This window comes from Novosphingobium sp. SG751A (assembly GCF_013149295.1).
Classification (GTDB): domain Bacteria; phylum Pseudomonadota; class Alphaproteobacteria; order Sphingomonadales; family Sphingomonadaceae; genus Novosphingobium.
The window spans coordinates 100,787-117,787 of the sequence record NZ_JABGCB010000014.1 but is presented as its reverse complement, the minus strand read 5'-3'; the positions used below and the strand labels follow the sequence as shown (position 1 = coordinate 117,787).

Here is a 17,001-nt window from a genome sequence, read left to right as displayed (position 1 = left end):
GCTGCCATAGCATGATGATTTTATGGCTGAACGCAAACTGAAGGCATGGGTGGCGGCGGGACTGATCGACGCGGCCGCCGCCGACCGCATCCGCGCATGGGAGGCGCAACATAGCCGCCCGGTCGCGCTCTGGGCGGTGGTGGGGCTGGCCGGATTGTCGATAGGGCTGGGCATCATCTCGCTGGTGGCGGCCAATTGGGCGGCCATCGATGGCGAAACGCGACTCGCGCTCCATGCCGCCCTGCTGCTGGGGCTGGGGGCTGCGCTCTGGGCCTTGCCGACGCAGGGGGCCGATACCGCGCGGCGCTGGGCCGAGGTCGGGATCTTCGTCTTTGCCGTGCTGGGTCTGGGCTTCATCGGCCATCTGGGACAGGTCTATCAGACCAGTTCGCCGACATGGATGGCCATTGGCCTGTGGCTGGGGCTGTTTTCCCCGCTGCTGCTGGGCGCGGGTCAAGGCTGGCTCTCGGCCACGTTGCTGGCGGGGGGATGCATCGCGCTGCCATGGATGCGCTTTGGCGATCCGGCGCTGGGCTTTTCGGCCGGACAGGCCGGGCCGGGCGTGATCCGGGGCGCCATCGAATGCGCGCTGCCTGTTTTATTGACACCGCTTTCGGCCTTTATGATCGGCGGTTCGGCGCGCGGGGGATTTTGGGGACGGCTGGGCCAGATCGGCTTTGCCTATGCCATCGGCGCGGTCAGCCTGTTTGTCATCATCTCGGGCTTTGGCGATTGGGGGCATGGGAACGGGGCGGGTGATCGGCAGGGCAATGTCGATGCGGCACTGATGGCGGTGGCGGGGGTGCTGGGTCTGGCAGGGCTGGCGCTTTGGCAAGCAGACCGCACGGCGCAAGGCAAAGCCGGCGCCGCCGTCTTCGGCATGCTGGCGCTGGCCATGCTGGCGGCGGACCGACTGGGCGGGCATGGGTTGGCGGTGGGGCTGCTGTTCATGGTGCTGTGGGCCGGGCTGGCCGGGGCGGCGCTTCATGCCCAGACGCGCTGGGCGTTTCAGATGGCCGTCGCGGTGGTAGCGCTGCGGCTGATCATTCTGGCTTTTGAAGAGGCGGGCGGATTGCTGGCCAGTGGGGTCGGGCTGATCCTTGGCGGGCTGCTGGTGCTGGGCGTGGCATGGGGAGCATTGCGCATCACCCGTCATTTTGCTCCGGCGCGGGGGATCGCGTGATGCGCGGTCTGCTGCGCACATTGGCCATCGCGCTGCCGCTGGCGGGCCTTGGCTACAGCTGGCTCGCAACGCGGCAATCGGCGGCGCAGGGCGTGGAATGGGACGTGGCCGTGACCGGCTATGACCCGCGGGACCTGCTGCGCGGGCATTATGTCCGCTTCACCTATATCTGGCCCGAGGACAGTGCGGCCTCCCTGACGCCGGGTTTTGCCGGCGAAGGCGCATCCTCCCTCACCCGGCTCTGTATCGAGGGCGAGGCCCCCGCCATCCGCCGCACGACCACGATGACCGATCAGGATCAGGCCAAGGATTGTCAGGGCATCGCCCGAACACCCCCGCAAGGCCCGCGCCGGACCTCAACCGTTCCACGCGAAGGCCGTCTCTTCGTGCCCCAAAGTGATGCCGCCGGATTGCAGCGCGCGCTGAGCAATCCGGCACAACAGGGGATCCTGCGTTTTCGCCTCAAGCCCGATGGAGAAATCATCCCGCTGCGCCTGAGCTTTCAACCCAAGCCCGCGGTCAGCGCCCATCCCTGAACGAAGGGGGCGCCCGGCCCCCTTTTCTTCACACCGCGCGGCTGGCCGAATTGCCAAGGTCGGCGAAATAGCCCGCCATCGCATCGGCGGCCTTGTCGGTAAGGGTGATGAAAGCACGGCGACGGTCTGATTCATCCTCGATCCGCTTGAGCAGCCCCGCCTCGGTCATCTGGCCGATCCAGCGCAGCGCGGTGGTGGGCGGCACGCTCGACGCGATGCACAGGCTGGTGACCGACACCTTGGCCTTTTCTACATGGGCCGCCGTCAGGTCGAGCAGCATATCCCATGCCGGATCGGCAAACAGATCTCCGTCGAAGAAGCGCGCGCGCATCTGACGCTGGCGGATGATGCGGCGGACCATGCGCGGATCGGGCATTTGCGGCCGCGGCGCATTCACCAGCTTGTCGCCTGCGGGATCCTTGGCGATGCCGTCAAAGCGGAAGGCGGCGTTATTCTGCGCTGGGGTTGCCTGTGTTGCCGCGCCGCTCATGCCGGGCGTCAGCGTGTTCAACCGCTCGCCAATCTGCGTGACCTGTTCGGTCAGACGCAGCAGCACCATGCGATCCTCATCCGACAATTCGCGGACGCGCTTGGCCGGCATCCGCGCCATCACCTGACCCAGCGCGATCAGGCGTTCGGCGCGGCTGGGATTGACCAGAATTTGCGGGTCTGACTGATCGAGGCAACCGAACACATCGTCAAGCGCATCCACACTGGTCGACACCACCAGCGCCGCGCCGGTATGGCCCGCGCGCAGATCCAGCCGCGAAAGCGCCGCCAGCACTTCACCATCGACCACCGGGCAATCGAGCAGCACAACATCGCCCAGCGGCATCGCCTCGCCCGAGAGCAGGTGGGCAATCGGGCTGGCCTGAGCCAGACGGAAACCGGCGCCTTCGGCATCCTCGCGCATCTGATCGCGCAGATGCGGGCGATCGGCAAAGATCGAAACCTTCATCCGCAGGCCCGAGACATCATGGCTCGAACCATAGGCGAAATCATCGGCGGCATCCGAAAAACCAGCATAGGGCGCATTGAGCATGATATCCGACTCCGTCTTTCAAGTTCCTAGTAGGAATACGTAGAACCTAGAACAAACCAGAACATCGTCAAGATCAAAAATGGAACATTTGGAAAACATGGAAGAACAGATCATCCGTTTCGGAGGCAATTGGCACGCCAAACGAAAAGGGCCGCCCGACTGCCCCATAAAGGCAGCCGGACGGCCCTTTTCAAACCCTTGGAATCAATATCAATCGATAAAGGGATCGCGCACCAGAATCGTGTCCTCACGCTCGGGGCTGGTCGAAACCAGTGCAACCGGCGTTTCGATCAATTCCTGCACGCGCTGGATATACTTGATCGCCTGTGCGGGCAGATCAGCCCACGAACGCGCACCGGCGGTCGTGCCTTCCCAACCTTCCATTTCTTCATAGATCGGCTCAACAGCAGCCTGATCGGCAGCGTGCGAAGGATAATAATCCAAAACCTTGCCGCGCAGGCGATAGCCGGTGCAGATCTTGACCGTCTTCATCCCGTCCAGAACATCGACCTTGGTCAGCGCAATGCCGGTTACGCCCGAAATGGCGCAAGACTGGCGCACCAGCACCGCGTCGAACCAGCCGCAGCGGCGTTTGCGGCCCGTGACGGTGCCGAATTCATGGCCGCGCTCGCCCAGACGCTGGCCCACTTCGTCCTCCAGTTCGGTCGGGAACGGGCCCGAGCCGACCCGAGTCGTATAGGCCTTCACAATGCCCAGCACGAAACCGGCCGAGGACGGGCCCATGCCCGAGCCCGAAGCAGCCGTGCCCGACACCGTGTTCGAGCTGGTCACAAACGGATAGGTGCCGTGGTCAACGTCGAGCAGCACGCCCTGCGCGCCTTCGAACAGCACGCGGGCGCCCGCCTTCTTCACCGTGTTCAACCGCTTCCATACCGGTTCGGCAAATTGCAGCACGAAAGGCGCGATTTCCTTCAGCTGCGCGATCAGCGCTTCACGGTCCACCGCAGGCTGGCCGAAACCGGCGCGCAGCGCATCGTGATGGGCGCAAAGGCGGTCAAGCTGGGCATCAAGCGAGTCGAGATGCGCCAAATCGCACACGCGGATCGCGCGGCGGCCGACCTTGTCCTCATAGGCCGGGCCAATGCCGCGACCGGTGGTGCCGATCTTGCCGGCGCCCGCAGCGGTTTCGCGCAGAGCGTCCAGATCGCGGTGCATCGGCAGGATCAGCGGGCAGTTTTCGGCAATCGAGAAATTCTCGGTGTTGATGACAACGCCCTGCGATTCCAGCTTCTCGATCTCGGCCTTGAGCGCCCAGGGGTCGAGCACCACACCATTGCCGATGATCGAGAGCGTGCCGGTCACAATGCCGCTGGGCAGCAGCGAGAGCTTGTACACCTTTTCGCCCACGACCAGCGTGTGGCCGGCATTATGGCCGCCCTGAAAACGCACCACCACATCGGCGCGGCTGGCCAGCCAGTCGACGATCTTGCCTTTGCCCTCGTCGCCCCATTGGGCGCCGACAACGGTCACATTTGCCATGGATAGAATCCCTCACCCTGCCAAGTAAATCCGGAAGCGCCCTTCGACAGGACTCGGCGCAGCGGATGGGACGATGGGGCGCGATTCCCGAAGAAAAGCCCCGATTTCGACCGCGCCGTTAGCCAGACTGATGCGCGCCGTCAATGGCCTTAGCGCGCACGATGGGTTATGGGGAGAAAAGCATCCCACAGAACAAGGATCGACCTGCGATGACATCCCCCCTTCGTTGCATGATCGGCGGCCTGAGCATGATGGCCATGCTGGCCGTATCCGTGCCCGCGCAATCGCAATTGCTGATGGGCGCGATGATGATGCGGCGGATGGCACGGGCGGCGAACAAGGGCACCCCCGCCCCCGCAGCGCCCGCGCATCAGACCATCGCCTATGGCGCCGATCCGATGCAGAATCTGGACTTTACCCCGCCCGCAGGGAGCGGAGGCAAGGCGCCGCTGGTGGTATTCGTGCATGGCGGCGGCTGGACGCAGGGCAATAAGGACAATGCGACAGGCGGGTGGAAAGCCCCGCATTACACGTCGCTTGGCTATGCCTTTGCAAGCATCAACTATCGCCTTGTGCCGCATGTGGGCGTTGAAGACGAGGCGGGCGATGTGGCCGCCGCTCTCGCGCGGTTGATCGGGGATGCGGACAGGCTGGGGATCGACCGGCATCGCATCGTGCTGATGGGTCATTCGGCGGGCGCGCATCTGGTGGCGCTGCTGGGTACGGACGAACGCTATCTGGCGCGAGTCGGCCTCTCACAAGCGGATCTGGCCGGGGTTCTGCCGATTGACGGGGCGGCCTATGATGTCCCCTCGCAAATGGCGGCGGCGGGGGCCTATATGCAGGGCCGGTATCAGCAGGCCTTTGGGCAAGACCCCGCCCGCCAGCGCGCGCTATCCCCGCTGACCTATGCCGCAGCGCCCAATGCCTCGCGCTTTCTGTTCATCAATGTCCAGCGCGAGGATGGGCTGGCGCAGGCCAAAGCTCTGGCCGGGGCGCTGCGCGGCGCGGGCGCGCAGGTGGAGACCCAGAGCTTTGACGGGCGCGGATTGCAGGGGCATGTCGAGATCAACCGGCGCCTGGGCGATCCCGACTATGCCGCTACGCCGGTGGTGGACCGCTGGTTGAAGGCGGTTTTCGGCGGTTGACCAAACCCGCCCGGCGATTGAGCGTTGCTTTGCGTTCGCGTCAGACTGAACGCAGAACGTATCAATGCGCGTTGATCATGACGATGGTCTGGTCCAGCCGCCCCTCGATCTCGGCGCGGCGCAGGAATTGCACGCGCTCGACGTTAATTTCGGCCGGGGTGGGATCTTGCGCAAACAGGCCCATCACCTCGTCGATAAAGTCGGTGAGCGGCAGATAGCCCTCGCGGGTCGCCTGCCCCGGCGTCAGGTCGGTCTGCACGGCGGGCGGGGCCAGTTCGATCACCTCGACCCGCCCGGCCAGCAGCGCGCGCAGGGCCAGCGTATAGGAATGGAGCGCGGCCTTGGTGGCATTATAGGTGGGCGTGGAGAGCAGCGGCACAAAGGCCAGCCCCGAAGTAACATTGACGATGGCCGGTTTGGCCTGTGTTTTCAAATGGTCGATCAAGGCGTCGGTCATGCGGATCGGGCCGAGCAGGTTGGAGGTGATCATCCCTTCCGCATCGGACAGGTCGCGCGCGCTGGTCGCGTCCTCGAAACGCATGATGCCCGCATTGTTGATAAGGACGTTGAGCGAAGGATAGGCGGCGATGATCTCTTGCGCGGCGCGGGCAATATCGGCCGGATCGTCAATATTGAGCGTAAAGCCCGCCATGCCGGGATTGGCCGCAATGATCTCGTCGATCAGGGCCTGACGCCGCCCGGCGATGATGACCTGATTGCCGCCTGCCTGAAACCTCTCGGCCAGAGCGCGCCCGATGCCCGAGGTGCCGCCGGTGATGAGGATGGTGTTGCCGCTGGTCTGCATGGAATGTCTCCTGTTAAGGGTGCGACACTCCATGTACGCCTTCGCTCTCCGGATTGAAGAAGGCACCCAAAAGATTTATACTTACCCGATGGAGAGTAACTATCCCCCAACCGACCCGCGCGTCGATGCACTCGTCAACGATCTGATCGGCCGGGTGGCCGACAAATGGACGCTGCTGATTCTGGAGGTGCTGGAGGAAGGCGGGGTTCTGCGATTTACGCAAGTGGGCCGCGCCGTGCCGGGGATCAGCCAGAAGATGCTGACGCAGACCCTGCGCGCGATGGAACGCGATGGACTGGTGACGCGCACCATCCACCCGGTCATCCCGCCGCGCGTCGATTATGAGCTAACGCCGCTGGGCCATAGCCTCAGCGCCGCGTTCTGCGGGGTCTGGCAATGGGCCGAAGCCCATCTGGAGGAGGTGGAAGGAGCGCGAAGCCGGTTCGACGCCCTCCTCAGCGCAGGTTAAAGCGCAACTACCTCGTCGCCCTCAAGCCGGTGGGTGCAACCCAGCATCGCCGCATCGCAGGCATCGCCCAGCGCCGCCACCGTGCGCCAGCCCACCGCGCGCAGCCGCGCAGCCGCCCCCACATCATGACCCAGCGGCAGGAACAGCAGATCACGCGGCGCCTCATGCGCGGCAAGAGCCGTAATCAGCGGATCGGGATAGAGCGAGAAGCCCACCGCCGGTTCGGCCGGTTCGCCCAGAATCGAATAGGACCCGCCACGCGCCACCGCGCCGCGCACCCCATCGGCAAAAATCTGGAAGCCGAACCAGCTTTGATATTCAAACCCATGGCGCTCGGTCGGGTCCAGCGTCAGGCGAACACCGGCAGGCAGGCGCGCGGCAATCTGGCGCAGCGCGGCGATGCGTTCATCCAGCACATTGCCCAAGGCCAGCGCCTCAAGACGGGCAATCGCGGCGTCCAGCGGCCCGGTGGCGTGGATCAGCGGCAGATAGGCCGCCCCGCCCTCGGTCACCAGCGCACCCGCATCCTTGGCGTCCAGCTCGCGGCGGACGGCATCCAACTGCGCAGGCGTCAGCGGCCAAGGGCCGGCGGCCAGAGCATCGACCAGACCCGGCATCGTGAAATCGACCGAAATCCCCGTGGCGCCCGCAGCCTGAAGCGCCTCGATGGCCACGGCCACCACCTCGCCCGCCGCCGCCGTGCCCGCGTGGCCGATCAGTTCCGCGCCGATCTGCAAACGCTCGCGCGTGGGGTCGAGGCCGTCACCCTTGATCGCCGTCACCTGCCCGGCATAGGCCAGACGCAGCGGGCGCGGGGCATCCTTAAGGCGCGTCACGGCAATGCGTCCCACCTGGGGCGTAATATCGCTGCGCAGCGCCATCATACGCAAGGACGAGGGATCAATGAAGCGCACCATGCGCCGCGTCTCGATCCCCGCCATGCGGCTGGCAAGGCTGCGCTCGAACTCAACCCCCGGCGGCTGCACCCGGTCATAGCCATGGCTGTCGAGCACATCCATGATCGCGCGCGTGATACGCGTCGCGGCTGCCGTATCCTGCGGCAGTCGGTCTTCCAGCCCCTCGGGCAGCAAATCGCGGGTTTCGGTGTCCATCATGGGGCGGGCTTTAGCGGGGGTTTGGGAATTAAGGAAGGTAGAATAGATGCGAGGGTCTAGACCCTCGCGCTCCCTTTGCTGTCTATGTCGCGCCACGGTTTCGCCGTTGCGCAACATTGCCGCGCCGCAGGCTTTAAATATATGGCCTGCGGCGCGGCCATCTTAGCGCTACCCCAAAAATGGGATTGCAAAGGGACCGAGTCCCTTTGCCCGCCGGAGGCAAAGAAAAAGGCGGAGCTCCAACCGGAACCCCGCCCAATTCTTTCAAACCCCAAGGTTCAGATCAGAACGCCAGCGCCTTGGCGCGCTTCACGCCGGGCAGCTTGCCTGCGGCTTCGAGCACATCGCCGGCAACCGGGCTGTCGACCGAGAGCAGCAGAACCGCCTCGCCGCCGGCTTCGCGGCGACCGAGGTTGAACGTGCCGATGTTGATGCCGTTTTCGCCAAGGAGCGTGCCGATGCGGCCGATGAAGCCGGGGGCATCTTCGTTGACGATATACATCATGTCGCCGGTCAATTCGGCCTCAACCTTGATGCCGAACAGTTCAACGAGGCGCGGTTCGGCGTTCGAGAACAGCGTACCGGCCACCGAGCGCTCGCCCGCTTCGGTCTTGACCGAGACGCGGATAAGGGTGTGGTAGTCGCCGGTCTTTTCGGTCTTCACTTCGCGTACTTCAAGGCCGCGTTCCTTGGCGAGGAACGGAGCGTTGACCATGTTCACGGTGGCCGACTGCACGCGCAGGAAGCCGCAGAGAACCGCAGCCACGATGGGCTTGGCGTTGAGTTCGGTGGCGGCGCCTTCGGTGTGGATCGAGATGCGGGCCACGGCCGAGGGGGTGAGCTGGCCCACGAGGCTGCCCAGCTTTTCGGCCAGCGCCATGTAGGGGCGCAGCTTGGGGGCTTCTTCAGCCGAGAGCGAAGGCACGTTCAGCGCGTTGGTCACGCCGCCAGTGGTCAGATATTCGCCAAGCTGTTCAGCAACCTGAAGCGCCACGTTGACCTGAGCTTCGGTGGTCGAAGCGCCAAGATGCGGGGTGCAGATGAAGTTCTTGGTGCCGAACAGCGGCGATTCCTTGGCCGGTTCGGTCTGGAACACGTCGAGAGCAGCGCCCGCAACATGGCCCGAATCCAGAGCTTCCTTGAGAGCCGCTTCGTCGATCAGGCCGCCACGGGCACAGTTGACGATCCGCACGCCCTTCTTGGTCTTGGCCAGATTTTCCTTCGACAGGATGTTCTTGGTCTCAGCCGTCAGCGGGGTGTGCAGCGTGATGAAGTCAGCCTTAGCCAGCAGCGTGTCGAGGTCGGCCTTCTCCACACCCATTTCCACGGCGCGTTCCGGCGTCAGGAACGGATCGTAAGCCACAACCTTCATGCGCAGACCCAGCGCGCGCGAGGCAACGATCGAGCCGATGTTGCCCGCGCCGATCAGGCCGAGCGTCTTGCCGGTGACTTCAACGCCCATGAAGCCGTTCTTGGGCCACAGGCCCTTCTGGGTCTGTTCGTTGGCTTCGGGAATCTGGCGGGCCAGAGCGAAGATCATCGCAATCGCGTGCTCGGCAGTGGTGATCGAGTTGCCGAAAGGCGTGTTCATCACGACAACGCCCTTGGCGCTGGCGTAAGGAATATCAACGTTGTCGACGCCGATACCGGCGCGGCCGATGACCTTCAGGTTGGTGGCGGCGTCCAGCACTTCCTTGGTCACGCGGGTCGACGAACGGATGGCAAGGCCATCATAATCGCCGATGCGGGCGATCAGCTGTTCGGGGGTTTCGCCGGTGATGACGTCCACATCGCAGCCCATTTCGGCAAAGATGCGGGCGGCGTTGGGGTCCATCTTGTCCGAAATAAGGACGCGGGGCTTACGGGTCTCGGTCATGGGAATCGTATCCTCATGTGAATAGGGGAGAATGTGCAGGGACGGCTTTAGCGCGTCCCTGCAAAATCAGTTTGGCTTAGCCGGCCTTGACGTTAGCCAGCTTTTACAGTGGCGTAGGCGTAATCCAGCCAGGGGCCAAGGTCTTCGATATCCTCGACATTGACCGTGGCGCCGCACCAGATGCGCAGACCAGCAGGCGCATCGCGATAGCCCGCGATGTCATAGGCGGCGTCCGCCTTTTCCAGCACAGCGGCAAACTTCTTGATGAAGTCCGCGTCCGCGCCTTCGACCGACAGACAAACCGAGGTCTTCGAACGGGTCGCTTCGTCGGCGGCCAGGTGCGAGAGCCACGAACGCTCTTCAACGATCTTGTTCAGCGCCGCGGCATTGGCATCGCTGCGCGCCTTGAGGCCTTCAAGACCGCCCAGATCCTTGGCCCATTCCAGCGCGAAAATCGCGTCTTCAACGGCCAGCATCGAGGGGGTGTTGATGGTTTCGCCCTTGAACACGCCTTCGGCCAGCTTGCCCTTCGACACAAGGCGGAACACCTTGGGCAGCGGCCATGCGGGCGTGTAGGTTTCGAGGCGCTCAACGGCGCGGGGGCCGAGGATCAGCACGCCATGGCCACCTTCGCCGCCCAGAACCTTCTGCCACGAGAAGGTGGCTACGTCGATCTTCGACCAGTCGATGTCATAGGCAAAGACCGCGCTGGTGGCGTCGGCAAAGCTGAGACCTTCGCGGTCGGCGGGGATGAAATCGGCGTTAGGAACGCGCGCACCGCTGGTGGTGCCGTTCCAGGTGAACAGCACGTCATTGGTCCAGTCGATCGTGTTCAGATCGGGGATCTGGCCATAGTCGGCGCGAATGATCGTGGGGTCCAGCTTGAGCTGCTTGGCAACGTCGGTGACCCAACCCTCACCGAACGATTCCCATGCAAGCGTGGTGACGGGCTTGGCGCCCAGCATGGTCCACATCGCCATTTCGAAAGCGCCCGTGTCCGAACCGGGCACGATGCCGATGCGGTGCGTTTCAGGGAGCTGGAGAATTTCGCGCATCAGATCGATGCAATAGGCCAAACGCGTCTTGCCGATCTTCGCGCGGTGCGAACGGCCCAGCGACTCGGTCGCGAGCTTGGAAAGATCGTAGACTGGCGGCTTGGCGCAGGGCCCCGACGAGAAAAAGGGGCGAGCCGGCTTCTTAGCCGGAACTTGGATAGTCATGTAGTCTCTCCTTACAGAGAGCACGCGCGGCGTTGGGACCGCGTGGCCCGCCGGTCGCTCTAGAGATCGGCGCGCAACAGTCAAGCAGACTTTTTTGCAACAGATGTGAAAATTCGCGGCGCCTTGTGAAGATTCCCGCGCCAATTCGGCCAAAATGCGGCATTTTCCTGCGCAGATATCAGCACTTTCAAACCGATGATATACCTCACTTTAACCACGCAACATTACATAGGTCAGGCCGCCGCAGGGTTCATCACGCCATATGGAACAGCCTCGCTCACGATCATTGCTGATCAGTCTTGCCCTCAGCCTCGCACTGAGCGGTTGCGGCGGGGCGATTCCCGACGCTCCCCATCGCGCCCGCCCCCAGCCCACCATCGCTTATCAGCCCATCCGCCCGGACGAGGGGCAATGCCTGTCCGACCTTGGCGCCAAGGCCGCCGGTTTCACGCCGCTGCCCGATCAATATTACGGCGCGGGATGCGCGACCTTCAACGCGGTGCGTCTGGCCAGCCTGTCGGGCGACAGCCAGTCGTTCAACATTTCCAATCTCGGCCCCGTCACCTGCCCGCTGGCCAACACCTTTGCCGGATGGGCGCGATTCGGGGTGGACCGCGCCGCCCGCGCGATTTTGGGCAGTCCGCTGGTGCGGATCGAAACCATGGGCAGCTATAGCTGTCGCAACGTGGCGGGCACCGACAAGCGCAGCGCCCACGCCACCGGTAATGCCATCGATGTGGCCGCCTTCGTGCTGGCCGACGGACGGCGCATCACCGTGCTGAACGGATGGAATTCGGACGATCCGGCCGAACGCGAATTTCTTCACACCGTTCACCAATCGGCCTGCCGCCGCTTTGGCACCACATTAGGACCTGATTTCAACGCCGCCCACCGCAATCATTTGCATGTGGATCTGATGAACAATGGCGTCTGTCACTAAACGGGACTGTCGTTAACCATCGTCCAGCTTGACAAAGGGAGGCCTCGCCCCAATCTGGCCCGCTGTTCGGGAGGGTTTGGGCCATGTTTCGTCTGTCATTTGCTCTGGGCCTGATGGCCTGCACCGGGCCCGCGCTTGCCGCCCCCCGCGTCATCCCGCGGCCGCCCAGCGTCTGGCTCGATGATTACACTACCCAAGAGCTGAAAGCCCGAATAGACAAGGGTTGTCCGGTGGTTATCGTATTCAGCGGCGGCACCGAAGAAACCGGCCCCTATGTCGCGCTGGGCAAACATGCCGCGCGCATCCGCGCCTATGGTGAGGCGATTGCGCGCAATGTGGGCGATGCGTTGATCGCGCCGGTACTGCATTATGCGCCCAATCCGACCTATGTGACGCCCTTTGCCGGCACAATCAGCCTGAGGCCCGAAGTCTTTGCCGCCGTTAACGAAGATGTTGCGCGAAGCCTTATCAATGGCGGTTTCCGCCGCATCGCGCTGATGAGCGAACATGGCCCCAGCCAGAAGCCGCTGGCCGATGTGGCGGCCCGATTGAACACCGAATTTGCCGACAAGGGCGCGCAGGTCTTTTACATTGCCGATGGCTATACCCGCGCCCGCCGCGAGATCGAAGCCGCCATCCGCGCCGAGGGCAAGGTGGGCGGCGGACATGGCGGATTGTGGGACACGGCCGAAACGCTGGCGGTCGATCCCTCGCTGGTGCGCCCCGGCCCCTATCTGCCCGGCACGATCGACAATGACGGCAACGGGCCGGTCAACGGCCTTGGCTATTCGGGCGACCCCACCGGGGCCAACGCACGCATCGGCCGCGAATTTGGTGCGATGCGGGTGCGTCTGGCCAGCGCGGAATTGAGCGCAGCGCTCAAATCGGCCGGAGCTTGTCGCAAGTAGCGATCAGTTCCGGGCGATGTGAAAAGGAAAGTCGGGCAGCCCGTCGAGCGCGGCCTTGAGACTGTCGCTCCAACTGGCCGAGATCACGCGATACCACGGATCATTGGCCTCGATCCGGCGCTCATACTTGATGCTCAAATCGTCGCGCCCGATCACCACCAGATCGAGCGGCATACCCACCGACAGATTGGCCTTGAGCGTCGAATCAAAGCTGACCATCAGCAATTTGACCGCATCCTCAAACGCCATCTTGCGGTCATAGCCGCGCAGGATGATCGGACGGCCATATTTCGTCTCGCCAATCTGGAAAAACGGTGTGTCGAGCGTGCCCTCGATAAAATTGCCTTCGGGATAGATCATGAACAGGCGCGGCTCCTGCCCCTCGATCTGTCCGGCCAGAATCAGCGTTGCGCCAAATTGCCCCGCCGCCTGCGGCCCCACATCGGCGTCACGCTCGGCAATCGTCTCGCGCAGCGTCTTGCCCACGATGCCCGCCATCTGAAACATGGTCGAGGCCTCCAGCACGCAATTGTGCCGTTCGCTGGGCAGCTTGAAACGTTCCTCGATCTTGGAGACAACCGCCTGAGTTGTCGCCAGATTCCCACTGGTCATCAGCGCTACGACCCGCTCGCCCGGCACTTCCCAATGGAACAGCTTGCGGAAGGTCGAGATGTTGTCGACGCCCGAATTGGTGCGGGTGTCACTCATCAACACCAGCCCGGCATCCAGCATCATGCCAACACAGTAGGTCACTTGTTTCCCCTTATAGCGCTATACCCCGCGCGAATCCTTAAGGCTGCGGTTGCACAATAATGCCTGCAACAGTCAAGGAAAGATGGCCTTGAGAGCGTGACCCTATGGCAAAATACCAAGGATCGCGTCACCGCTCCCCTGCGTAGCCTCCGATAAGCCGAATACTAGGGAAACCTTTACTGTTCCACCACCTGCTGCTGGGCCACCTGAACCGCCACCGACAGCACCGCCGCGCCCCCGCCCTGCGCCATGCTGGTGACAGGTGCGGCGTCGCGGTAATCGGCGCCCACGGCAAGGCGCACATAGGTGTCATCCGGGCAGGTGTCATTGGCCGCGTCAAATCCGACCCAGCCCAGGCCCGGCACATGCACCTCGGCCCAGCCATGGCCGGCATCCTGATCCACCCGCCCCTCGATCACCAGATAGCCCGAGACATAGCGCGCGGGCAGGCCCATCAGGCGCGCGACCGCGATGAACACCTGCGCATGATCCTGACACACGCCTTTGCCGACCGCCAATGCGGCCTCGGCGGTGGTGGCCGCGCCGGTATGCCCCGACTCATAGACCACCGCCTTGTTCACCGCCGCCATCAGATCGTGCAACGTGGCAATCGTGTTGCTGCCATCATGGCTGAATTTCGCGGCCAGAGCGCAGATCTTGGGTCCCGGCTTGGTCAATTCGGTCGGATTGGCCAAGATCCAGAGCGGCATGAAGCCGGTATGCGTCCCCACCACGCCCGCCTTGTCATAGGTTTCGATCATCCCCTGCCCGGTGATCGTGATCTCGCCATTGCCCGTGCCCAGCGAGATCAGCGAAACCAGATTGCGGTTGTGATCCTCATAGGAACATTCGATCGCCCCGCCCTGAACCGACAATTGCCAGCCCAGCACTTTTTGCATCGCGCAATCGCGCGGCGTCAGGCGCAGGCGTTGCACCCCATGCCAGACCGGCTGGTCAAAGCGGTAATGCGTCTGGTGCTGGATCGAGATACGCATGGGCGGGCTCCGGGCCTATTCGGTGAAACGGTAATCGGCGGCAATGGCATCGGCCACCAGACGGTTGGTGGCGAGGAATTCGGTGATGAATTCATGCAGGCCATGTTCGAAAATATCGGTGATCGTGGTCTTGCCCAGCTTGTCGCTGGCCTCTTTCTGCATCCGATAGGCCGCGGTTTCCTGATGATAATCGCGGCAAAGCCATTCCATATTGCTGGTCAGTTTACGCAGGCAATAGGTCAGGCTGCGCGGGAAACGCCCGTCAAGGATCAGGAACTGCGCAATCCCCTTGGGATCAAGCGCGCCTGCATGAAGCCAGCGAAACGCCCGCTCGCCCGCGACCGAGCGCAGCACCATTTCCCATTGCGCATTGTCCAGCCGCGACCCCACCCACGCGGCCGAGGGCAGCAGGACATGATATTTCACATCCAGAATGCGCGCGGTATTGTCCGCCCGCTCCAGATGGGTGCCGATACGGGCAAAGTTGAAAATGTCATTGCGCAGCATCGTGCCTTCCATCGCGCCGCGCACGCTGGTGGCCTGTCGGCGGATCACATCCAGCACATGGCCAAGGTCGGCCTCCTTGACAGGCTTGGCCAGCAGCGACTGAAGCTGCATCCAGCTTTCATTGGTCACTTCCCAAACCTCGCGGGTGATGGCGGTACGCACCATGCGCGCATTGGTGCGCGCGGCCTCCATCATGGACAGCACAGATCCGTCATTGCCCGCCCCGCGCAGCAGCCAGTTGGTGATCGCCGGGCCCGACATATCGCCGGTATAGCCATCATCCATCCCCAGCGTGACCAGCACGCTGCGCCATTCATCGCTGGCCACGGTATTGCCGCGCGTCAGCGCCATGCGAAAACCGGCATCGAGCAAGCGCGCAGTATTCTCGGCACGCTCCAAATAGCGCGCCATCCAGAAAATGCCCCAGGCGGAACGTCCCAACATATCCTATCCCTTATTCCGCCAGAACCCAGCTGTCCTTGGTGCCCCCGCCCTGCGACGAATTGACCACCAGCGAGCCCTTTTTAAGCGCCACGCGGGTCAGCCCGCCCGGCGTGATGTTGATGCCATGGGGCGAAACCAGCACGAATGGCCGCAGATCGACATGGCGCGGGGCCAGACCCGCCTTGGTAAAGATCGGCACGGTCGAGAGCGAAAGCGTGGGCTGGGCGATGTAATTATCCGGGTTGGCGCGCAGCTTCTTCTCAAAGGCGGCGATTTCTCCCTTGCTGCTGGTCGGCCCGATCAACATGCCATAACCGCCGCTGCCATGCACCTCTTTCACCACCAGTTCGGACAGGTGATCGAGCACATAGGCCAGCGCGTCGGCCTCGCTGCACCGCCATGTCGGCACATTCTTCAGGATCGGCTTTTCGCCGGTATAAAACTCGACGATTTCGGGCATGAAGCTGTAGATGGCCTTGTCATCGGCAATGCCGGTGCCGGGCGCATTGGCGATGGTGATGCCCCCGCTGCGATAGACATCCATGATGCCCGCCACGCCCAGCATCGAATCGGGATTATAGGTCAGCGGATCGAGGAAATTGTCGTCCACCCGGCGATAGAGCACATCGATCGCCCGCCACCCACGCGTGGTGCGCATGCAGACGCGCCCGTCGACCACGCGCAGATCGGCCGCCTCGACCAGTTCGGCTCCCATCTGATCGGCAAGGAAAGCGTGTTCGTAATAGGCCGAATTGAAGATGCCCGGCGTCAGCACCGCCAGCACCGGCCGGTCGGACCCTTGCGCGGCAGGCGGCGCGCAGGCGGCCAGCGAACGGGCCAGCGCGCGCGGATAATCCGACACCGGCTGCACCTGAACCTTGGTGAACAGGTCGGGGAACATCGCCATCATCGTCTCGCGGTTCTCCAGCATATAGGAGACGCCCGATGGCGTGCGCGCATTATCCTCCAGCACCATGAAATCATCGGGGCCGGTGCGCACAAGGTCGATGCCCACGATATGGGTGTAAACCCCGCCCGGCGGCGTAAAGCCCACCATTTCGGGCAGAAAGGCCTCATTCTGGGCCAGCAGGCGTTCGGGCAGCTTGCCGGCTTTGACGATCTCGCGCTTGTGATAAAGGTCGTGCAGGAAGGCGTTGAGCGCGCGCACCCGCTGGTCAATCCCGCGCGAGAGTTTCTTCCATTCATCTGCCGTGATGATGCGCGGGATCATGTCGAAGGGGATCAGCCGTTCCTGCCCCGCATCTTCGCCATAGACGTTGAAGGTGATGCCGGTGCGGCGAAACACATCCTCGGCATTCTTGCCCTGTTTCTCAAGCCACTTGGGGCTTTGGGCCTGATACCACTCACGATAGCCGGCATAGGCGGGACGCACATTCCCCTCGGCATCGAGCATCTCGTCATAGGACGAGATCGTGGTGGATGGCATAGAACACCCCTTGAATACTGTCCGGCTCGAACACCCACGGCCGGTTATCTAGGCTCAAGCTGCAACAAACTTGTGCCATTGCCAAGCGCCTTGCTGCGTATGCGAAAGAAAAA

Annotated in this window: 16 protein-coding genes; 6 read left to right on the top strand and 10 right to left on the bottom strand. The window is 63.2% G+C overall.

The genetic code is table 11. From position 1 onward, the window contains the following. Nucleotides 1-22 precede the first annotated feature (22 nt). Nucleotides 23-1,183, top strand: a complete 1,161-nt coding sequence (locus tag FHW96_RS18885) for a DUF2157 domain-containing protein (protein ID WP_172342132.1) — start codon at nt 23-25, stop codon at nt 1,181-1,183. Further along, a complete protein-coding gene (locus FHW96_RS18880) occupies nt 1,183-1,719 on the top strand; it encodes a GDYXXLXY domain-containing protein (RefSeq protein WP_172342131.1) in 537 nt (178 codons plus the stop codon). The genes FHW96_RS18885 and FHW96_RS18880 overlap by 1 nt, the downstream gene beginning before the upstream one ends. A 28-nt stretch (nt 1,720-1,747) precedes the next feature. Here FHW96_RS18880 and FHW96_RS18875 read toward each other — a convergent pair whose 3' ends face one another. Then, a complete protein-coding gene (locus FHW96_RS18875) occupies nt 1,748-2,761 on the bottom strand; it encodes a winged helix DNA-binding protein (RefSeq protein WP_172342130.1) in 1,014 nt (337 codons plus the stop codon). Nucleotides 2,762-2,971: 210 nt separating this feature from the next. Beyond that, nucleotides 2,972-4,261: an adenylosuccinate synthase gene (locus FHW96_RS18870; RefSeq protein WP_172342129.1), complete on the bottom strand. Its 1,290-nt coding sequence runs from the start codon at nt 4,259-4,261 to the stop codon at nt 2,972-2,974. A 308-nt stretch (nt 4,262-4,569) separates the two neighbouring features. Between FHW96_RS18870 and FHW96_RS18865 the strand changes: the two genes are divergently transcribed. Continuing rightward, complete coding sequence (locus FHW96_RS18865) at nt 4,570-5,409, top strand: alpha/beta hydrolase (protein ID WP_371815755.1); 840 nt, start codon at nt 4,570-4,572, stop codon at nt 5,407-5,409. A gap of 61 nt (nt 5,410-5,470) precedes the next feature. Here the strand turns inward: FHW96_RS18865 and FHW96_RS18860 are convergent, their stop codons facing one another. Further along, nucleotides 5,471-6,214 carry an SDR family oxidoreductase gene (locus FHW96_RS18860; RefSeq protein WP_172342128.1) on the bottom strand — a complete coding sequence of 248 codons (744 nt, stop codon included), beginning with the start codon at nt 6,212-6,214 and terminating at the stop codon, nt 5,471-5,473. An 88-nt stretch (nt 6,215-6,302) separates the two neighbouring features. Between FHW96_RS18860 and FHW96_RS18855 the strand changes: the two genes are divergently transcribed. Then, nucleotides 6,303-6,683 carry a helix-turn-helix domain-containing protein gene (locus FHW96_RS18855; protein WP_253951069.1) on the top strand — a complete coding sequence of 127 codons (381 nt, stop codon included), beginning with the start codon at nt 6,303-6,305 and terminating at the stop codon, nt 6,681-6,683. Here FHW96_RS18855 and FHW96_RS18850 read toward each other — a convergent pair. The 3 genes from FHW96_RS18850 to FHW96_RS18840 all read right to left on the bottom strand — a co-directional run bounded on the left by FHW96_RS18850 (nt 6,680) and on the right by FHW96_RS18840 (nt 10,894). Beyond that, entirely contained in the window at nt 6,680-7,798 is a 1,119-nt protein-coding gene (locus tag FHW96_RS18850) for an ATP phosphoribosyltransferase regulatory subunit (RefSeq protein ID WP_172342126.1), read from the bottom strand. The two genes, FHW96_RS18855 and FHW96_RS18850, sit on opposite strands and share 4 nt — an antisense overlap. Nucleotides 7,799-8,081: 283 nt before the next feature. After that, nucleotides 8,082-9,674, bottom strand: a complete 1,593-nt coding sequence (gene serA / locus FHW96_RS18845) for a phosphoglycerate dehydrogenase (RefSeq protein WP_172342125.1) — start codon at nt 9,672-9,674, stop codon at nt 8,082-8,084. A 92-nt stretch (nt 9,675-9,766) separates the two neighbouring features. After that, nucleotides 9,767-10,894 (bottom strand): phosphoserine transaminase, encoded by a 1,128-nt coding sequence (locus FHW96_RS18840; protein WP_172342124.1) that lies wholly within the window; start codon nt 10,892-10,894, stop codon nt 9,767-9,769. A gap of 262 nt (nt 10,895-11,156) precedes the next feature. On the opposite strand from FHW96_RS18840, the gene FHW96_RS18835 reads away from it, so the two are divergent. Further along, nucleotides 11,157-11,834: an extensin family protein gene (locus FHW96_RS18835; protein WP_172342123.1), complete on the top strand. Its 678-nt coding sequence runs from the start codon at nt 11,157-11,159 to the stop codon at nt 11,832-11,834. A gap of 83 nt (nt 11,835-11,917) precedes the next feature. Then, nucleotides 11,918-12,742 (top strand): creatininase family protein, encoded by an 825-nt coding sequence (locus FHW96_RS18830; protein ID WP_172342122.1) that lies wholly within the window; start codon nt 11,918-11,920, stop codon nt 12,740-12,742. A gap of 3 nt (nt 12,743-12,745) precedes the next feature. Here the strand turns inward: FHW96_RS18830 and FHW96_RS18825 are convergent, their stop codons facing one another. The 4 genes from FHW96_RS18825 to FHW96_RS18810 form a co-directional block, all read right to left on the bottom strand. Next, nucleotides 12,746-13,495: a peptidase gene (locus FHW96_RS18825; RefSeq protein ID WP_172342121.1), complete on the bottom strand. Its 750-nt coding sequence runs from the start codon at nt 13,493-13,495 to the stop codon at nt 12,746-12,748. A 176-nt stretch (nt 13,496-13,671) separates the two neighbouring features. Beyond that, nucleotides 13,672-14,490, bottom strand: coding sequence for a transglutaminase family protein (locus tag FHW96_RS18820; RefSeq protein ID WP_172342120.1), 819 nt, complete (start codon nt 14,488-14,490; stop codon nt 13,672-13,674). 15 nt (nt 14,491-14,505) lie between these two features. After that, nucleotides 14,506-15,441: an alpha-E domain-containing protein gene (locus FHW96_RS18815; RefSeq protein ID WP_172342119.1), complete on the bottom strand. Its 936-nt coding sequence runs from the start codon at nt 15,439-15,441 to the stop codon at nt 14,506-14,508. Nucleotides 15,442-15,451: 10 nt separating this feature from the next. Further along, a complete protein-coding gene (locus FHW96_RS18810) occupies nt 15,452-16,888 on the bottom strand; it encodes a circularly permuted type 2 ATP-grasp protein (protein WP_172342118.1) in 1,437 nt (478 codons plus the stop codon). Nucleotides 16,889-17,001 lie beyond the last annotated feature (113 nt).